We start from the raw sequence: 18,722 nt of genomic DNA, 5'->3' as shown, positions 1-18,722 counted from the left end.
AGTTCGGTAAACGTTGGGTGAGTATCTCATCAACCGGGGTGCAAGATGAAGCGCTTCATTGAAGGTGAAGACCGAGGACAGGGGACGTTGCTGCCTGAGCTGCTGGACGACTACGTGGCCGAGAACAATCCGGTTCGCGTGGTCGATGTATTTGTAGAAGAACTCGACTTGGGAAAACTCGGCTTCGGGCGTGTGCAGCCGGCCAGGACGGGACGACCGTCCTACCATCCAGCAGTACTGCTCAAGCTCTACATCTATGGCTACCTCAACCGCATTCAGTCGAGCCGGCGGCTTGAGCGTGAAGCGCAACGTAATGTGGAACTGATGTGGCTGACGGGGCGGCTGACGCCGGACTTCAAAACGATTGCCAACTTCCGAAAGGACAACGGCAAGGCGATTCGCAATGTCTGCCGGCAGTTCATCGTACTGTGTCAACAACTGGACCTGTTCGCCGATGCAATGGTCGCAATTGACGGCAGCAAGTTCAAGGCAGTCAACAGCAGTGATCGCAATTTCACGCAGGCCAAGCTCAAGCGCAGGATGGAAGAGATCGAGGCCAACATCGGTCGTTACTTGGCAGACCTGGACACGGCTGACAGGCAAGAACCGGCGACGAAACAAGCGCGCAGCACCCGGCTGAACGACAGGATCGCGGCGATGAAGTCGCAGATGGCTGTCCTTAAGGAAATCGAAGCGAAGCTGGAAGCGACTGGCGAAACGCAGATCTCGCTGACCGATCCGGATGCCCGTTCAATGATGACGCGAGGCTCGGGCATCGTCGGGTACAACGTCCAGACCGCGGTCGACGCCAAGCACCACCTGATCGTCGAGCACGAGGTAACCAATATCGGCAGCGACCGCGATCAACTGTCAAGGATGGCTAAGAAGGCCCGCACTGCAATCGGGACCACCACGCTAACTGCGATCGCTGATCGCGGCTACTTCAAAGGCGAGGAAGTCCCGGCATGCAGCCAAGCCGGCATCACTGCAGTAGTGCCAGCGACAAAGACGTCCAATGCCAAGGCCGACGGGCGATTCGACAAAGCCGATTTCGTCTACGATCGGGAGAAGAACGAGTACCGCTGCCCAGCTGGTCAATCCCTGATCTGGCGATTTTCCGGCGTTGAAAAGGGCATGACGCTTCATCGCTACTGGAGCTCGAACTGTAAGGGTTGCCCGCTCAAGGATAAGTGCACGTCGAGCCAGGAGCGCCGGGTGACGCGCTGGGAACACCAGGACGTGCTTGACGACATGCAGGAGCGTCTTGAACAAAATCCGAACGCCATGCGAATCCGGCGTTGCTCGGTCGAGCATCCCTTCGGGACGATCAAGTCATGGATGGGCGCCACGCATTTCCTGACAAAAGGACTCGAGCGTGTGAAGGCCGAGATGAGCCTGCACGTGCTCGCCTATAACCTGAAGCGCTTGATGACGTTACTTGGTGTCGATGGCATGATCGAAGCAGTCAGGGCATATGCCCTTTTACGGGCGTTACAACGTGCGTTTGCAGCGGTTACCCTACTGGTTCAGTCGCCGAGCTCGAAAGGTGGGAATAGCTCATGTAGCGCCCCTTCAAACCGCAGAAATGCAGCGGCCGGGTGCAGACTGATCACATCTATCCATTTCTGAGTTTTTACACAGTCTGGGCCGAAAGCGGTCGGCGGGTATGGCTCATACAACAAGGTTATTGCTGGCAGGGCAAGACGCTGGCGCGCTACCCATGTCCGCACCCCAGGCACCGCGACCGCTGTGGCGAACATTATTGTTTTGTGGCGAACTTTATTAGTTTGTGGCGAACTCTATTAGCCTGCCACAGTAGAGCTATTTTCAGCATCGTCATGTCGGCAAAAATCGTGGTGGCTCACGCAACAGGACCGCTTCGGGACATTGCCCGCTGTCACCGGGCGCAAGCTTATGGTAACTTGATAGAACTATTAACGAGTGTACACGCACCTCCACATTTCGTGCAGACAAGCCCCGGTCAGCTACCGCCGCATACACACCCGCGCCTGCCCACCATCCGTTTCCGGCTGGCGCTGCTGGTGCTCAGCTGCGTGCTGCCCGCAGCCATCGTGTCGGCCTTCCTGATCTACGACCACTACCGCGTCGAGCGTGCCAGCCTGCTGGGCGAAGCGATGGCAACGGCGCGTTCGATGGTTGCCGTGGTGGACCGCGACTTCGACACCGTCATCACCGCGCTGTCGGCGCTGTCGGTGTCCGACGATATCGATGACACCGATATCGCAGAATTCCGCCGGCAAGCGACCAACGTCCACGCGATCCTGCCGATCACCGAAATCGTGCTGTACGACGCGCAGACCCGGCGCCAGCTGATGAATACCGCGGCGTCGGCGGTGCCGGTCGCCCCCGGCAATGCGGCGCTGCTGCGCGATGTGATGCGCACCGCGCAACCGGTCGTGACCGGGCTGACGGCCGCGGGCACGGGCGGCCAGACCATCACCGTCGGCGTGCCGGTCATGCGCGGCGGCGTGGTGCGCTACGTGCTGGCGGCGCAGGTGCTGCCGGCTGCGCTCGGCGGGATCCTGCGCGACCAGCAGATCCCCGCCACGTGGCGCGCCGCGATCCTGGATGGCAGCCTGCGCATCGTCGCCCGCAACGTCGATATCGAGCGCTACCGTGGCACCCTGCCCGCGCCCGACCTGGTCGAGCGCATGCGCCGCCAGCTCGAGGATACGTTCGAAGGCTCCACGGTCGATGGCAACCCGGTCGTGATGCTGTACAGCCGCTCGGTCAAGTCCGGCTGGAGCGTCACGCTCGGCATTCCCCATGCGAACCTGGCCGCGGGCCTGATGCGCACGCTGGAATCGCTGATCATCGCCACCGTGGTCATCCTGGCCCTGGGCCTGACCATGGCATGGCTGGTGGGCGGGCGCATCGCCCACTCGGTGCAGGCGCTGATCGGGCCGGCCACCGCGCTGGGCACCGGGCAGCACGTGCAGCCGGCCGTGGTGGATTTTTCCGAAGCCCAGCAGGTGGCCGATTCGCTGGTGCGCGCCGCCGCCGCGCTGGACGAGGCGCGCGGCCGCGCCGACAACGAACTGCGCGAACGCCGCGCGGCCCAGGAAGCGCTGCAGGCCGCCGACCTGCGCAAGGACGAGTTCCTGGCCACGCTGGCGCACGAGCTGCGCAATCCGATGGCGCCGCTCGTCAACGCGCTCGAGATCATGCGGCTGGGCGGGCCCGGCAAGCCGCCGCCGCCGAACGTGCTGGACATCATCGGCCGCCAGCTGAAGCAGATGGTGCGCCTGGTCGACGACCTGCTCGACGTGTCGCGCATCACCACCGGCAAGCTGGGCATCCGTGCCGAGGCGATCGTGCTGCAGGACGTGGTCACGCACTCGCTGGAAACGGCCGGCCCGCTGATCGCGCAGCGGCGGCATGCGCTGTCGGTCAACATGCCGGACGAGCCGGTCGCGCTGCATGGCGACCCGACGCGCCTGGCGCAGGTGCTGTCCAACCTGCTGAACAACGCCGCCAAGTACACGCCCAACGGCGGGCGCATTGCGTTGCACGCCGTCCGCCTGCACGGGCCGGAGCGCGTGCGGATCGAGATCAGCGACAACGGCATCGGCATCGGCGCCGACGTGCTGCCGCAGGTCTTCGACATCTTCTTCCAGGCCGACCGCTCGCTGGGCCGCGCGCAGGCCGGGCTGGGCATCGGCCTGTCGCTGGCGCGCCGGCTGGTGGAACTGCATGGCGGCACGCTGAGCGCGTCCAGCCCTGGCAAGGACCTGGGCAGCACGTTTGCGCTGGAGCTGCCGGTCACGCTCGGCACGGCCCTGCCGGCGCAGGTCGACGATGGCGGCGCGGCGCCGCTGTCGCCCCTGCGCGTGCTGGTGGCCGACGACAATATCGACCACGCCAACACGCTGCGCACACTGCTGATCGCGGCCGGGCAAACGGTCACGGTGTGCTACGACGGCCTGTCCGCGCTGCGCAGCGCGGAAAGCTTCGAACCGCAGATCGCCTTCCTCGACATCGGCATGCCGCGCATGGATGGCTACGAACTGGCACGCCGGCTGCGCGCCGACCCGCGCCAGCGCGACTGCATGCTGGTCGCCGTCACCGGCTGGGGCCAGGAAAAGGACCAGCAAAACTCGCAGGCCGCGGGCTTCCACCGGCACATCGTCAAGCCGCTGGCGCCCGCCCAGCTGCGCGCCCTCCTGCAGGAACGCGCCAGCCGTGACACAATGCACGACACCGTTTGAGCAATACCACCCGGCGTCGCTGCAAGCGGAAACTTTGCATGAAAGGCAGGGCTGCGTTGATATCGTGGCGCGGCCCTCGTAAATTCCGATGATTCCATTATCCATACTTGATCTTTCCCCGATCGCCGAAGGCAGCCACGCCGGCGAATCGCTGCGCAACACGCTGGACCTGGCGCAGCACGGCGAGCGCTGGGGCTTCAACCGTTTCTGGCTGGCCGAGCACCACGGCATGCCGGGCATCGCCAGCGCCGCCACCGCCGTGGTCATCGCCCACGTGGCCGCTGGCACGAGCACGATCCGTGTCGGTGCCGGCGGCATCATGCTGCCCAATCACTCGCCGCTGGTGATCGCCGAGCAGTTCGGCACGCTGGAAGCGCTGTTCCCCGGCCGTATCGACCTGGGCCTGGGCCGCGCTCCCGGCTCGGACCAGACCACCGCGCGCGCACTGCGCCGCAACCTGGGCTCCGATGCCGACGAATTCCCGCAGGACGTGCTGGAACTGCAGGATTACATGAGCGACTCGCCGCGCCAGCGCGTGCTGGCCGTGCCGGGCCAGGGCGCCAAGGTGCCGCTGTGGATCCTGGGTTCGAGCCTGTTCGGCGCCCAGCTCGCCGCCCATCTCGGCCTGCCGTACGCCTTCGCCTCGCACTTCGCGCCGCAGATGATGATGCAGGCGATCCACTTCTACCGGACCAACTTCAAGCCTTCGCCGCAGCTTGCCAGGCCCTACGTCATGCTGGGCTATAACGTATTCGCCGCCGACACCGACGACGAAGCGCAGTTCCTCGCCACGTCGATGCAGCAGGCCTTCGTCAACCTGCGCACCGGCCGCCCGTCGAAGCTGCCGCCACCCCAGGCGGATTACCGCGCCACCCTCGGCCCGCAGGAAAACGCGATGCTCGACTCCGTGCTTTCCTGCACCGCCACCGGCTCCCGCGCCACCGTCGCCGTCCAGCTGGACGCCTTCATCGCCAGCACCCAGCCAGACGAACTGATGGTCACCTCGCAGGTCCACGATCACCGCGCCCGGCTGCGCTCCTACGAAATCCTCGGCGACATCCTGCGCGGCTAGCGCTCCGGCCCTGGAACCCACCCAGGGCCTGTCAAAAAGTACCGGCTGAAAATATTGCCCAAAAACGGGATCCGATTCCGGTTTTGGGCAATATGCGTTATCAGTAACAACAAGGAATTGCAGTGCACACGAAACAACAAGAACAACACGATATTTCCGCCGCGATGGTGTGGCTGATGGCAACGGCGACCGGCCTGATCGTCGCCAACCTGTATTACGCCCAGCCGCTGGTCGGCCCGATCAGCCAGGCGACGGGGCTCGATCCAGGGGCCGCCGGCCTGATCGTCACGCTCACGCAGCTGGGCTACTGCCTCGGCATGATCTTCATCGTGCCGCTCGGCGACCTGGTCGAGAACCGCCGGCTGATCGTCACGGCGCTGGCAGGTACCGCGTGCGCGCTGGCCGTTGCCGCCGTCAGCACCAGCGCGGTGCTGTTCCTGGCGGCGATGTTCTGCATCGGCCTCGGCTCGGTGGCGGCGCAGGTCATCGTGCCCTTCGCGTCGCACCTGGCGAAGCCGGAAACGCGCGGGCAGACGGTGGGCACCGTGGTCAGCGGCCTGATGCTGGGAATCATGCTGGCGCGGCCCGTATCCGGGCTCGTCGCCGATGCGCTGGACTGGCACGCGATCTTCGTGCTCTCGGCGCTGGTCATGGCCGGGCTGGCGCTGGTACTCAAGCGCCGCCTGCCGCAACGCGACCCGGCGCATGCGGGCGCCACGCAGCAAAATACCTATCCTGCGCTGCTGGCATCGCTGTGGTTCCTGCTGAAGACCACGCCGATCCTGCGCCGCCGTTCGGCCTACCAGTTCTGCATGTTCGGTGCTTTCAGCCTGTTCTGGACCACCGTGCCGCTGATCCTCGCCAGCCCTGCGTTCGGCCTGTCGCAATCGGGCATCGCGATCTTCGCGCTGGCCGGCGTGGCCGGCGCCCTCGCATCGCCGCTCGCCGGCCGCCGTGCCGACCAGGGCAAGTCCCGCTCGACGACGGCCATCGCGCTGGCGGCCGCCGTGCTGTCGCTCGCCGCGCCACTGCTGCTGCATGGCGGCCGCGTGTTCGAACTGGGCCTGCTGGTGGTCGTCGCGATCGTGCTCGACGGCGCCGTCTCCGCCAGCCTTGTCACCGGGCAGCGGGCGCTCTACGCGCTCAGTGCCGACGTGCGCTCGCGCCTGAACGGCCTGTACATGGCGATCTTCTTCATGGGCGGCGCGCTCGGCTCCTCGGCGGGCGGCTGGATGTATGCGCACCATGGCTGGCAGGGCGTGCTGATGACCGGCCTGCTGTTCCCCGCCGCCGGGCTGCTGGTGTTCGCCACCGAGCCACGGCCGATGCGGGCCGTCACACCTTGATGAACCAGCGCCGCCGCCACATTGCCCAGGCGACGGCGAACATGGCCAGCACGAAGGCCAGCGCGTAAGCCAGCGATGCAGCCTTCGGCGCCAGCGGCAGCGCCGCGACCGGCGCATACATCGCCGCATGCCAGCCGAAATAGCCGATCGTGTTCACCACCAGGCCGGACAGCGCATAGATGAACAGCGCATTCATGCCGAAGATGACGAACGGCCGCGCCAGCGTGGCGGTGCGTTCCCGCAGCGCCGCGGACGGCGCGGCATCGAGCAGCCAGTAGAACGCGCCGAACGCCAGCAGCGCCCAGCCGGTGGTCAGCACGCAGAAGGACGGCGTCCACAGGCTTTTATTGACCGGCATGAGCACCGCGTCCAGCGCCGTGCCGGCCAGCACGAACGCCAGCCCGGCCAGCAGCAGCCACACGGTGCGCTCGCCACTGTCGGCGCGTGCCACCAGCCAGTGCCCCGCCAGCACGCCGAACAGCTGGCTGCACAGCGCCGGCACCGTCGAGAACAGGCCTTCCGGATCCCACGTTGTCGACGCCGCCCACATATGCCCCGACAGCACCATGCGGTCGATCCACGACGCCGCATCGCGCCCTTTCTCCAGCACACCCGCGGCGACCACGCCGTCGACACCGGGCACCGGCAACCACAGCATCACGGCGGTGTACGCCGCCAGCAGCGCTGCGATCCACGCCAACTGGCCGCGCCAGCCGAAGTACACGACGATGGGCGCCGCCAGCGCCGTGCACAGCGCGATCCGCTGCAGCACGCCGGGAATGCGCACCGTCGCAAGATCGAAGGCAGGGTACAGGTTCAGGAACAGGCCGATGGCGAAGATCAGCGCCGCGCGGCGCCACAGTTTCACCAGCACCGCCCATTTGTCCGCGCCGGCGGCCGCCTGCCGCCCCAGCGACAGCGTCATCGACACGCCGCCGATGAACAGGAAGAACGGGAAGATGCAGTCGGTGAACGTCCATCCATGCCACGCGGCGTGCGCCAGTTGCGCGTACAGGTTGCCCCAGTCGCCGGGATTATTCACCAGCAGCATCGCGGCGATCGTGAAGCCGCGAAAGGCGTCGAGGGAGAGCAAACGGGGTTGGGTCATCCTGCCTTCCGCGAGTATGGACGAGCGACGAATATAGAGCACGCCAGCGCCGCTGTCCATTACGGTGCGCTACTCGAATTCGGGCAGCACTCAAAGGCGATCGATCAGGGTGATTCTCGCGTCCTTTGCCGGTACCCGTGTGACTGTGCCCTTGATCGGATCGAACAGTACGACCGCGCTACTCGTTGCGAATACCAAGCGGCCTACCGCCGGTGCTAGCCGTGGGTTTTCGACACTGACGCAAACGGCGTAGGGCTGCGGTTTCTTGTCCACCCCAGGCTTCATTAGGTTCGCCCGGCTACGCAGAGGTGCGCAGTGTTCCGGCATGATCACATACTTGTCGAGGTAAAGCCCTGCGGAGCTCATGCCAAGCAACGGCAGCATGGACAGCAGAAACAACGCTGTCAGCACCACCATCAGCATGGCCCACATGGCCAAAGGCATCCCAAGCAAGATCACTGCGACAACTCCCAATCCCTTCAATGAGAGCACGATCCAGTTATAGAGCGGAGTCCGCTGGTCCTTTTTCTCCGACACCCAACGCTTCAAACCAGCGGACAGCCACGCCGATATGACAATCACGCGTTTGCGGAATGCAATGGCCGCTGCAATCAGAAGCCAAAGGACCGCCAGTATTCCAGTTGTCGGCAGCATGTCCGCCACCATTGGTCCGTACAGGTCCCGCAATAATTCGACCGTTGAAAAACGCTCGAAGAACTGCATGATCGCTGCAACGGATAATTCAATCAGTTCGAAAGGTGACGTGAACAGGGTTTCGTGCGGAATGGCAAACTTAGCCTGAGTCGCTACAGCGACGCCGTACCCCAGCAAGGCCCCGGCTACACCTAGCAAACTCAGCAGTGTGACGGCCCCGGCAACCACACTCCAGGGTTTGGCGCTTTCCGACTTTTTTGACTTTATCGAGTGCTTGCCATCGCCCTTGATGTTGCGGGCGGTAACCCGCACTTTCGTTCTGAATGTATTCGTCGTCACGTTTTCACTCCCGGTCAAAAGCGAACACCATGGCACGGCCTCGATAAGGCTACAATTGATATAAATCAAACGGACTCAACTATGCACAGTCCGCCAAAGCAAATCATGCAATCCAGTTCCTACATCGGCCGCTTCGCCCCCTCCCCCACTGGTCCCCTGCACCTCGGCTCGCTCGTGGCGGCGATGGCGAGCTACCTCGACGCGAAGGTGCACGGCGGCCAGTGGCTGGTGCGCATCGAAGACCTCGACCGCGACCGCAACGTGCCTGGCGCCGATGAGCACATCCTGGCCTCGCTGCGCCGCTGCGGCATGGCATGGGATGGCGAGGTGACGTGGCAGACCCGCCGCGAACACCTGTACGAGGCGGCCCTGGCGCAACTGGCGCAGCATGTCTACCCGTGCGGCTGCTCGCGCAGGGAGATCGCCGACTCCCAGCTTCACCTGCAGGGGCGCTCCGGCCTGGCGCACAATGCCATGCTGGTCTACCCGGGCACCTGCCGCGCGGGCCTGGCACCGGGCAAGGCGCCGCGCGCGCTGCGCCTGCGCACGCCAAGCCACCCTGCGCGGGTGATCGGCTTCGACGACCGCTGGCATGGCCGCGTCGAGCAGGACATCACGGCCGAAGTCGGCGATTTCGTCATTCGCCGCGCCGACGGTTTCTGGGCTTACCAGCTGGCGGTGGTCGTCGACGACGCCGCGCAGGGCATCACCGACATCGTCCGCGGCGCCGACCTGCTCGATTCCACGCCCCGCCAGCTGTACCTGCAGGAGCTGCTGGGTGTCCCTCACCCGCGTTACCTGCACGTGCCGGTCGTCGCCAATGCCGATGGCGAGAAACTGTCGAAACAGACCGGGGCCGCCGCCTTCGACAACGGCGCCGCACCGGAACAATTGCTGGCGCAAAGCCTGCAACCGGCCGCGCGCTTCCTCGGCCTGCATGTCGCCGCCGAGACCATTCCCGCCTTCTGGAACGCCGCCGTGCCGGCCTGGGAGCGCCTGCTGCGGGAACACGGCCGTCTCTGAGGCAGCCCTGCCGGAATACCCGCCCAAGGCATGCGGCCGGGAAAACAGCGCACGCGGCTGTAGGACTGGTCCTCCGGACCTCCGTGGGTTGGCGAACAGACCCGCGCGCGCGCCGCGCGCACACTGCCTCCATTGCTTGAACAGGAGGTGAACCATGCGCCGCTTCATCATTCCCGCCGCGTTCGGACTGGCCGTACTGGCTGGCCCGGGAGCCGTGGCCAACGACCAGATCTACAAATGCATCGATCCGAATGGCGCAACGATGTTGTCGGACAAGCCCTGCGCCATCGTCGAATCGGTGCCCGCCGATACCGCTTCCGCCGACGGTGCCGTGGCCACCACGCCAGCTTTCGTCGACGGGCGCCCGCAGGTGGTGAAGGAATATTTCACGCTGCCCCCGGCGGAAGTCGACCATCGCCAGCGTGCCAAGGTACAGCTCGTCAGCACGCCGCCGAAAGTGGACGTCGCCACGCTGAAGGCCGCCCGGCTGAAGCTGGAACTGGACGACAAGACTGTGTCGTTGCGCCAGGCCAGCCTGGATTGACCGTGGTGCCGGAGACACACTCCGGCTTGCACGAATAAAGTCACTGCGGCTGCCGGCCGCGCCAGCCACCGCCGCAGCGCAGCGCCCGGCTCCACATAGCGGTATTCCTCATCATTTGCGCTAGCGCTACCAGAGTTTATTTGCCCGCTCGTCTTCCCCTCCGAACACAGCCGTATAAGCACGGCACTTTGTTACAAATAATTCATGTTTCTCCTTTGACACATGGTGATGGCCTGCCGAGAATGGCTTCGCCGCATCGACCAAAAGTCGACCGTGCCGGAACTGCCGGCCGCGGCAGGATGCTTAATCAACCACGATAAGGAATGCACATGAAGATGAAGCAGGCATACTTGGTATTGGCATTGGCTTTCGCCGCGGGCAGCGCCGCCGCGGCCACGACGGATTTCTCTTCCGGCACACAAGGCTGGGAAGGAACGCAGCCCCTGAACGGCGTCGGCGGCTCCGGCATCGACACCAGCCTGGGCAACGACGCACCGGCCTACCGCACCATCATCAACAACTTCGGCATCACGTTCGCCAACAGCACGAACGCCGAATTCGTGCGCGACTACACGGCCACGTCGTCCGTCACGTTCGGCATCGACGTGCTGACGCAGCAGGTCAGCTTCTTCGGCCAGGACACCACGCGTGACCTGGTGCTCGAGTTGCGTGACTACGATAACGCCGGCAATGGCCTGCCTTACACCAGCGTCTGGTACACGGTCGGCACGCTGGATGCTTCCAACGAGGGCTGGAAGCACTTCTCCGTCACCATCGGCGATACGTCGGCCATCGGCCTGCCGTCGGGCTGGGGCGGCTACGGCGCCGAACTCTCCGACGGCACGCCATACCTGCCGGAGGACCGCACGTTCGCCAGCGTGCTGGCCGGCGTCGACGAGATCGCGTTCACGACCTACAAGCCGGGCTACATGTACGGCTTCACCGACTTCGACGTGGCCGTCGACAATATCAGCGTCAGCGCCGTGCCGGAACCGGGCACCTACGCGATGATGGTGGCCGGCCTGGGCCTGGTGGGCGCCTTCGCCCGCCGGCGCAAGCAGGCCTGAGGCCAGTTGCATGTCAGCTGCAACTACAGCTGCAACTACAGCTGAACCAGCGCTGAACAACAGCTGACCCGGCACCGGCGTGGCGCGGCCGCACACGCCGGCGCATGACGAATATCCGGACGACGATCGCCTGACTGGCATCGTCGTCTTTTTGCGTGATCGCTCGCCTGAGCGGCGGCTCTATAATGCGCGCTTTGCCGATACCGCGAGAGAACCATGTCCACCGCCGCTACGCTCCCCGATCGCCGCCCCGCCGTCGTGCTGCTGCACAGTTCGATGAGTTCGCGCAGCCAGTGGGCCGCGCTGATGGCCGCGCACGAACGGGATTACCGCTTCATCGCGCTCGACCTGCTGGGCTACGGCCGGGCGCCGTTCCCGGACGAAGCGATGCAGGCGGATTTCTCGCTTGCCCACGAGGTCCAGGCCGTGGAGGCCGCGCTGGCGGCGCAACTGGCTCCGGATGAGCCCTTCCACCTGGTCGGCCATTCCTATGGCGGCGCCACCGCGTTGCGGCTGGCCCGCACGGCACCGGGCCGCATCCGTTCGCTGGCCGTGTTCGAACCGGTCGCCTTCCACCTGCTCGACGAAAGCGATACCGGCCGCGCCGAAGTCGCCGCCGTCATCGCCGCGATCGAGGCGGCCGCCACGCCGGAACAGGCGGCGCGCCGCTTCATCGATTACTGGAACGGCTCCGGCGCCTTCGAGGCACTGCCCGCACCGGTACGCGAACGCTTCGCCGCGCAGGTCGCCAAGGTCAGGCTCGACTTCACCGCCCTGCTCGGCGAACCGGCCACGCTGGCCGATATGGCCGTGATCGGCGTGCCGGCGCTCGTGCTGTCAGGCCGCGACGGCCCCGCCTCCACCCGTGCCGTCGCCACCCGGCTGGCCAGCGCCCTGCCCCACGCCACCAGCGCGCAGACACCCGGCGGCCATATGGCCCCGCTCAGTCATGCGGCCGACGTCAACCGCGAACTCGCCGCGTTCCTGGCCAAAGTGGCCTGAACCCTGCCCTTTTCGCCGTAACTCCCGGAAATATTTCCTGAAACCGGGGTCTGACCCCGGTTTTCGGAAATGTTGCAGGACCGGCTTCCGATCAATGCGCCGCCGTATCCAGCCGGAACACGCCCATCGTCCGCACCAGCGCGCGCGCCTGCTCCTCCAGGCTTGCGGAAGCGGCGGCGGTCTGTTCGACCAGCGCGGCGTTGTGCTGGGTAACGTCGTCGATCTGCATGATCGCCGTGTTCACCTGCTCGATGCCCGAGCTCTGCTCGCCGGAAGCCTGGGCGATGTCCTGCACCAGCCCGGCCACCCGTTCCACGCTGGCGAGGATCTTCGTCATCGCCTCGCCCGCGCTGCCGGCCAGCGCGTTGCCGGCGCCGACCTTGTCGACGCTGGCATCGATCAGCGCTTTGATTTCCTTCGCGGCGGCGGCCGAACGCTGGGCCAGCGTACGCACTTCGCCGGCAACGACAGCGAAACCGCGCCCCTGCTCGCCGGCGCGCGCCGCTTCCACGGCCGCATTCAGCGCCAGGATATTGGTCTGGAAGGCAATGCCGTCGATGACGGCGATGATGTCGACGATGCGGCGCGCGCTGGCGTCGATCTCGCCCATCGTGTCCACCACGCGCAGCACCACGTCGCTGCCCTGCCGCGCCATGGCGCTGGCCGTGCGCACCAGCGCGCCGGCGCCCTGCGCGTGCTCCACGTTCTGCCGCACGGCGGCCGTCAGTTCTTCCATCGACGATGCCGTTTCTTCCAGGCTCGACGCCTGCGCCTCGATACGCGCCGACAGGTCGGCGTTGCCGCTGGCAATATCGGCGGTGGCGGAGCCGATCGCATCGACGCTGCCCCGCACGTCGCCGACGATCCCGCGCAGACTGTCGTTCATGTCGCGCAGCGCGCGCAGCATCTGCCCCACCTCGTTCGGCGGACCCACCTCGATATCGCTTGCCAGGTCGCCGGCGGCCACGCGCTGCGCCACCTCGACCGCGCGATTCATCGGCACCGTCACCGAGCGCGCGATCAGCAGGCCCGCGGCGCCTGCCAGCGCCACCAGGGCCGCGAGTGCGGCGATCATCAGCCTGTGCGTGCGTTCGAACCCGGCGATACGCTCGCCGAACACCGTGTTCAGCATGGCACGCGAGGTATCGTTCAGCGCGAACAGCGCATCGATCGTCTGTGTCGCGTCCTGGAAGAACGCATCGGACGATGCCGTGATCGCGGCCGGCGCCACCACCTCGTCATTGGCGCGCCGCGTCAGCGCGCGCACCCCGTCGGCGGCCGCCCGCATCGGCGCGCCCAGCTCGGCGGCAAAACGCGGATTGCCGCGCGCGGCCTTGTCGAACGCATTCATCGCCTGCGCCAGGCGGTCTTCGGCGCGCGCCAGCAGCGCGGCGACGGCGAAGCGCTCTTCGGGCGAACCCTCGTGCCGCGTCAGCAGCACCGACGCCCGGGCGCGCAGCCTGCCCAGTTCCTCGGTAAGGACGGGCATCTGGAACACGGTCGCCTGCAGCAGCTGGTAGGTGTCGGCCTCGGGATCGAGCGACAGGCCGTAATGGTCGCCGATCAGTTCCTGCAGCCGCATCAGCCGCAGCACGATGGACGAGTGGGCCGTGAAACTGTCGGCGGGCGCCATGGCCTTGCCAGCGACGGCACGGGTCACGCCTTGCCAGTCGCGCCGCACGTCCGACCACAGCGCGGCCAGGCCGGCATCGCCGGTGGCGGCCACGGCGCCGTCGATGTCGCCGAATGCCGCATCGGCTTCCCGCTGCTTGGCGGCGCGGCGTGCCTCGGCATCGCCGCCGGCCAGCACTACCGCCGACAGCCCGCGGTGCTGCTGCGCCAACTGCACCCCCTTCAGTACCTGCGCCACGGCCGGCATGCCGGCCAGCTCGGCCTGGTAGCCGGCCAGCGCCTTGCCGCTCTCCTGCAGGTAAAGCCAGCTGGGAATGGCCGTCATCGACAGCGCCAGCATGGCGAGGATCAGGAATTTGTGGGCAAGCTTCATGCGGGCCAGCGATTGCGGGAACATCGGGTACTCTCCAGAATTACACTACATTGGTGAAGATTCTATCGCGCAACTAGTTCCTTACCGCAATAAATTCGGTCTCGAAAAATAAAGTGCATTCATGATTGTTGGGATTACAGGACATACCCGGCCGTTGACATCCGGTGAAATCGCCTGCTGCCGCAAGCTGTTCGGGGCAGCGATCGACTACGAGCGGGTGCGCATCCATGCCCGCGGCTGGTTCTTCGGCATGCAATGGCGCCACACGGCCATGGCGCCGGACGGACACGTCTGGTTCCGGCCGGAAGACCACCAGGACGATTTTTCCCGCGCTCCGGCCTGGCGCTTGCTGTGGTTCATGCACGAGATGGTGCACGTATGGCAGTGGCAGATGGGCTACCCGGTGATGTGCCGCGGCGCCTTGCGCGCCGGCCTGTCCTACCGTTACCGGCTGGCGCCTGTCCGGCGCCTGGCCGATTTCAACATGGAAGCGCAGGGCGACCTGCTGGCCGACTGGTTCGCGCTGCGCTGGCTCGGCGAGCCGCGGGCGATGCGCCAGAAGCAGTATGCCGGCGATGCCTGGCTGTTCGAGGAAGTACTGGGTGACTTCCTGGCCGATCCGGCGGACCCGGCCTGCCTACCGCGTCTGCCCCTGCCCTTCGCCCGGCAGGCAATGGCGCTGCTCAGGCGCCGGCGGGCTGCCTGAGCCAGGCCGCCAGCTCATCGCTCGGCAGCGGCCGCGCGTACAGGTAGCCCTGCCCCTTGTCGCACTGCAGCGTGCGCACCACCGCGGCCTGCGCGGCCGTTTCGATGCCTTCGGCCACGGTACTCATGCCCAGGCTTTGCGCCACCTTCACGGTGGCCTCGATCAGCACGCGGTGATGGTGGCTCGTCTCGCTCTGGCTCACGAAGGAGCGGTCGATCTTCACCGTGTCCACCGGCAGCAGGTGCAGGCTGGCCAGCGATGAATAGCCGGTACCGAAATCGTCCAGCGCCAGCGTGATGCCGAGCGCCTTCAGCTCGTGCAGGCGCTGCTGCACGTCGGTATCCTGCGCCGCCAGGCTTTCCGTCACTTCGAGCTGCAGCCGCTGCGCGTCCATGCCCGTCTCGGCGAGGATGCGCGCCACGGTGCCGGCCCAGTCGCGCTGCCCCAGCTGCGCGCGCGACAGGTTCACGGCCAGCAGCCGCGGCGCCAGCTCGCCCAGCTCGGTGCTCCAGCGCACGAAGTCGCGGCACGCGCGTTCCAGCACGTAGTCGCCCAGCGCGCCGATCAATCCGCACTCCTCGGCCACGCCGATGAACTCGAACGGCGGCACGATGCCGCGCACCGGGTGCCGCCAGCGCACCAGCGCCTCGACGCCGGCCGACCGGTCGGTGCCGCCATCGGGCCGCAGCGCCACCACCGGCTGGTACACCACGAACAGCTGCCCGGCCTGCAGCGCATGCCGCAGCTCCGTCTCGATATCGTTGCGGCGCGCGGCCCTTTCGCGCATCTCGGCGGCGAACCGCACGAAGCGTGCACCACCGGCGCGCTTGGCTTCCAGCATGGCGATACCGGCATCGCGCAGCAGCGCATCGGGATCGTTGCCATCGCCCCAGGCGATACCCACGCTGACGTTGCAGACCACGTCATGCCCATCCAGGTGATAGGTGTGGCCGATCGCTCCGATCATCCGCGCCGCCACGCTTTCGGCATCCTCCACGCGGCGCAGGCCATCGAGCACGATCACGAATTCGTCGCCTCCGACGCGCGCCGCCACCTGCCCGCCGCGCTGGCCCACCGTGATGCGGTCGCTGGGCGGGCGCAGCACGTTGCGGATGCGTTCGGCCACCAGCACCAGCAGGCGGTCGCCCATCGCCTGGCCCAGCGTATCGTTCACCTGGCGGAAGCGGTCGCAGTTCATGAACAGCACCGCAAAGCCGGGATTGCCGTCGCCCTGGCCTGCGTTGCGTTCCAGGATCGCGCGCAACTCATCGTGCACGGCGCTGCGGTTCGGCATCCGTGTCAGCGCGTCGGTGCGCGCCGCCGACGACAGCCGGCTGGCCAGCCGCTCCTGCTCGCGCCGGGTTTCCAGCGTGATGTCGTTGATCGTCGCCATCAGGCGGCTCCGGTCGATCTTCATCACCGACAGCGACAATACCTGCGGTCCGTCGCGTCCGTCCGGCGCATCGATCCGCATGCCTTCGACCACCACGCCGGACGGCGTATCGCAGCGCGCCACCGCCGCGCGCAGGTCCGGCGCCGCGGCGGCGAAGATCGCGAACAGGTCGTCGAGCGCGCCATCCGGGGAGAGCGGCATCAGCAGTTGCGCCGCCATGGGGTTGAGCATGTCGATGGCACCGCCGATGTCCGCCTGCAGCAGGCCGATCGGCGTGCGGTACATGAACTGCACCAGCGCCTCGTAGGCGAGTTTGTCGTCGTGCGCCATCATCGGGCGGTGCCGGCCAGGTCGGCGGTCCAGCCGACCACGCGGTTGCGGCCGGCGGCCTTGGCGGCATACAGCGCCCGGTCGGCGCGCTGTTGCAGGTCGTCGATGCCGCCCAGTTGCGGATCCCACTCGGCGACACCGGCACTGACGGTGAAAGTCACCGCCGCGCCCTCGACCCTCACTGTCAAGCCCTCCACGGCGGCCAGCAGGCGTCGTGCCACGGCGCTGGCCTGCACGGCATCGGTCGACGGCAGCAGTACGGCGAATTCCTCGCCGCCCACGCGCGCCACCACGTCCACGGCGCGGAAGGTTGCGCGCAGCGTGTCGGCGAACGCGCGCAATACGGCGTCGCCTACCGGGTGGCCGTGCGTGTCGTTGACGCGCTTGAAGTAATCGAGATCGAACAGCACCAGCGCAACGGGCCGCGGGTAGCGGTTCGCGCGACCGAGCTCCAGTTCGGCGGCATGGAAGAAGCCGCGGCGGTTGGCCACGCCGGTCAGGTGGTCGGCAAATACGGCCTGGCGCCAGCTTTCGCTGGCGGCGCGCCGGTCGCTGATGTCGCGCAGGACCAGGCAATAGGCGGGATCGGTATCGGCCGCGCCAGGGTCGCGCTCGGGCAGCGGCGTGATCATCGCGCTGCCCCAGAACGGCGTGCCGTCGGCGCGCAGGCGCAGGCCTTCGTCCACGCTCCAGCCGCTGGCATCGGCCTCGCGCAGCATGTCGCGCGCACGTTCCGGGGTGGTCGTATCGTCCGGCTCGAACACCGCATACGAATGGCCCACGACGGCATCGCCGTGGCCGGTGACCCGCCCGATGCTGCCGTTCCATTGCTCGACCCGGCCTTCGCGGTCCAGGCTGACGAGCGCGTAGTCGGCAACGCTGGCCAGCAGCGCATTCAGCCAGGCGTCGCTTTGCCGCAACTGGCGGTCGCGCTGCACCTGCAGCGTCACGTCCTGCAGCACCGCCATCAGGCGCGCGGCATCGAGCTTGACGATCGACAGCGCCAGGATGCCCGGGCCCTCGCGCCGGCCGCCGCCGTGCAGCGGGATGTGCAAACCGTCGCAGATCCGGCCGCGCGGCGCGGCGAATGTTTCGCAGAGCCTGCGCACTTCCGGCGCCACGTCCTCTAGCGCGGTGAACAGGTTGTCCAGGCAACCGTCGCGCGACAGCGGCATCAGCAGCTGCGCGGAAATCGGATTGATCAGCGTGATCTCGCCATCGGCCCTGGCCTGTACCAGTCCCACCGGCGCCAGGTAAAGGAACTGCATCAGCGCTTCGTGTTCAGCGGCGAGTTCCCCGCCGCCATCGGATTCGGGCCCGGTTGCCGGCCGGGTGCTCACGGCTGCCGCTGCACGAGCACGTAGCGCGTGGCCGCGCCGGGCAAGGCCAGCAGGCGCAACTGCACCTTGGTCGGGCGCATCCGCAGTGTCAGCACGTAGGGAATCGTTGCGTCGAGCGCCACGCCGTCAGCATGTGCCTCGTCGAAACGCTGCGCCACCATGAAATTGTTCATGCAGGGGGCCACGCTGGTGAAAAAGTGCTGCCCCACCACGCTGTGCGGCGACAGGCCAGCCGCCTGCGATTCGAAGCGGTTGTAGCGCCGCACCACGGTCGCGTCATCGAAACCGATGATGCCGAACGCGGCATCGTCGAGCTGTTCATCTGTCAGTGCCGCGAGGCGTTGTCCCAGGTCGGGCTGGTCGAAGGCGAGAGCGGTCATCGGTAACTCCAGGTAACTGCGTGCGTGAGTGTGAAAATACCCGGCATATTGCCAGGTTGATCTATGGAAATATATGCTGACATGGTCATAACGCCCTGTCAATCCACGCACGATTGAAACCTTTCCTTCTTCCTGTGAAACATGGTTTTTCAAAGGGTAATGGATCGCGGTCCTGTTGCATCCG

Annotated in this window: 14 protein-coding genes and 1 pseudogene; 9 read left to right on the top strand and 6 right to left on the bottom strand. The window is 66.4% G+C overall.

Going from position 1 to position 18,722, the window contains the following annotated elements; genetic code table 11:
• Positions 1-45 precede the first annotated feature (45 nt).
• The 4 genes and pseudogenes from ACY34H_RS29505 to ACY34H_RS29490 all read left to right on the top strand — a co-directional run.
• Positions 46-1,473 (top strand): annotated as a pseudogene (locus tag ACY34H_RS29505) (IS1182 family transposase); the annotation flags it as partial.
• A 491-nt stretch (positions 1,474-1,964) separates the two neighbouring features.
• Positions 1,965-4,229, top strand: coding sequence for an ATP-binding protein (locus ACY34H_RS29500; protein ID WP_464980971.1), 2,265 nt, complete (start codon positions 1,965-1,967; stop codon positions 4,227-4,229).
• Between the two features lie 88 nt (positions 4,230-4,317).
• Positions 4,318-5,301, top strand: a complete 984-nt coding sequence (locus ACY34H_RS29495; protein ID WP_464980970.1) for an LLM class flavin-dependent oxidoreductase — start codon at positions 4,318-4,320, stop codon at positions 5,299-5,301.
• Positions 5,302-5,465: 164 nt separating this feature from the next.
• Positions 5,466-6,647 carry an MFS transporter gene (locus tag ACY34H_RS29490; protein ID WP_464980973.1) on the top strand — a complete coding sequence of 394 codons (1,182 nt, stop codon included), beginning with the start codon at positions 5,466-5,468 and terminating at the stop codon, positions 6,645-6,647.
• Here ACY34H_RS29490 and ACY34H_RS29485 read toward each other — a convergent pair.
• Both ACY34H_RS29485 and ACY34H_RS29480 read right to left on the bottom strand, forming a co-directional pair.
• Positions 6,637-7,755 carry an acyltransferase family protein gene (locus ACY34H_RS29485; RefSeq protein WP_464980969.1) on the bottom strand — a complete coding sequence of 373 codons (1,119 nt, stop codon included), beginning with the start codon at positions 7,753-7,755 and terminating at the stop codon, positions 6,637-6,639. The genes ACY34H_RS29490 and ACY34H_RS29485 overlap by 11 nt on opposite strands.
• Before the next feature lie 90 nt (positions 7,756-7,845).
• Positions 7,846-8,748, bottom strand: a complete 903-nt coding sequence (locus tag ACY34H_RS29480) for a hypothetical protein (protein ID WP_464980968.1) — start codon at positions 8,746-8,748, stop codon at positions 7,846-7,848.
• A 105-nt stretch (positions 8,749-8,853) separates the two neighbouring features.
• Between ACY34H_RS29480 and gluQRS the strand changes: the two genes are divergently transcribed.
• The 4 genes from gluQRS (at position 8,854) to ACY34H_RS29460 (ending at position 12,384) form a co-directional block, all read left to right on the top strand.
• The gene (gene gluQRS, locus ACY34H_RS29475) at positions 8,854-9,771 is read left to right on the top strand and encodes a tRNA glutamyl-Q(34) synthetase GluQRS (RefSeq protein WP_464980967.1); all 918 of its coding nucleotides are present in this window, start codon (positions 8,854-8,856) and stop codon (positions 9,769-9,771) included.
• Positions 9,772-9,925: 154 nt separating this feature from the next.
• Positions 9,926-10,315, top strand: a complete 390-nt coding sequence (locus ACY34H_RS29470) for a hypothetical protein (RefSeq protein ID WP_464980966.1) — start codon at positions 9,926-9,928, stop codon at positions 10,313-10,315.
• A 329-nt stretch (positions 10,316-10,644) separates the two neighbouring features.
• Positions 10,645-11,382 (top strand): PEPxxWA-CTERM sorting domain-containing protein, encoded by a 738-nt coding sequence (locus ACY34H_RS29465; RefSeq protein ID WP_464980965.1) that lies wholly within the window; start codon positions 10,645-10,647, stop codon positions 11,380-11,382.
• A gap of 216 nt (positions 11,383-11,598) precedes the next feature.
• Positions 11,599-12,384: an alpha/beta fold hydrolase gene (locus ACY34H_RS29460; protein WP_464980964.1), complete on the top strand. Its 786-nt coding sequence runs from the start codon at positions 11,599-11,601 to the stop codon at positions 12,382-12,384.
• A 91-nt stretch (positions 12,385-12,475) separates the two neighbouring features.
• On the opposite strand, the gene ACY34H_RS29455 is transcribed toward ACY34H_RS29460, so the two are convergent.
• Positions 12,476-14,413 carry a methyl-accepting chemotaxis protein gene (locus ACY34H_RS29455; RefSeq protein ID WP_464980963.1) on the bottom strand — a complete coding sequence of 646 codons (1,938 nt, stop codon included), beginning with the start codon at positions 14,411-14,413 and terminating at the stop codon, positions 12,476-12,478.
• Between the two features lie 130 nt (positions 14,414-14,543).
• Here ACY34H_RS29455 and ACY34H_RS29450 point away from each other — a divergent pair, with 130 nt between their 5' ends.
• The gene (locus tag ACY34H_RS29450) at positions 14,544-15,095 is read left to right on the top strand and encodes a Rhs element Vgr protein (RefSeq protein ID WP_464980962.1); all 552 of its coding nucleotides are present in this window, start codon (positions 14,544-14,546) and stop codon (positions 15,093-15,095) included.
• Here the strand turns inward: ACY34H_RS29450 and ACY34H_RS29445 are convergent.
• The 3 genes from ACY34H_RS29445 to ACY34H_RS29435 are packed head-to-tail and all read right to left on the bottom strand — an operon-like array spanning position 15,073 to position 18,538.
• Positions 15,073-16,821, bottom strand: coding sequence for a putative bifunctional diguanylate cyclase/phosphodiesterase (locus ACY34H_RS29445; protein ID WP_464980961.1), 1,749 nt, complete (start codon positions 16,819-16,821; stop codon positions 15,073-15,075). The genes ACY34H_RS29450 and ACY34H_RS29445 overlap by 23 nt on opposite strands.
• Positions 16,818-18,158: a sensor domain-containing diguanylate cyclase gene (locus ACY34H_RS29440; protein WP_464980960.1), complete on the bottom strand. Its 1,341-nt coding sequence runs from the start codon at positions 18,156-18,158 to the stop codon at positions 16,818-16,820. Before ACY34H_RS29440 ends, ACY34H_RS29445 begins: the two co-directional genes overlap by 4 nt.
• A complete protein-coding gene (locus ACY34H_RS29435) occupies positions 18,155-18,538 on the bottom strand; it encodes a phosphonate transporter (protein ID WP_464980959.1) in 384 nt (127 codons plus the stop codon). The genes ACY34H_RS29440 and ACY34H_RS29435 overlap by 4 nt, the downstream gene beginning before the upstream one ends.
• Between the last annotated feature and the right edge of the window lie 184 nt (positions 18,539-18,722).

This window comes from Pseudoduganella sp. jia 9 (assembly GCF_055502615.1).
The sequence above is the reverse complement of the archived record's forward strand: the minus strand, read 5'-3'. Positions and strand labels throughout refer to the sequence as shown.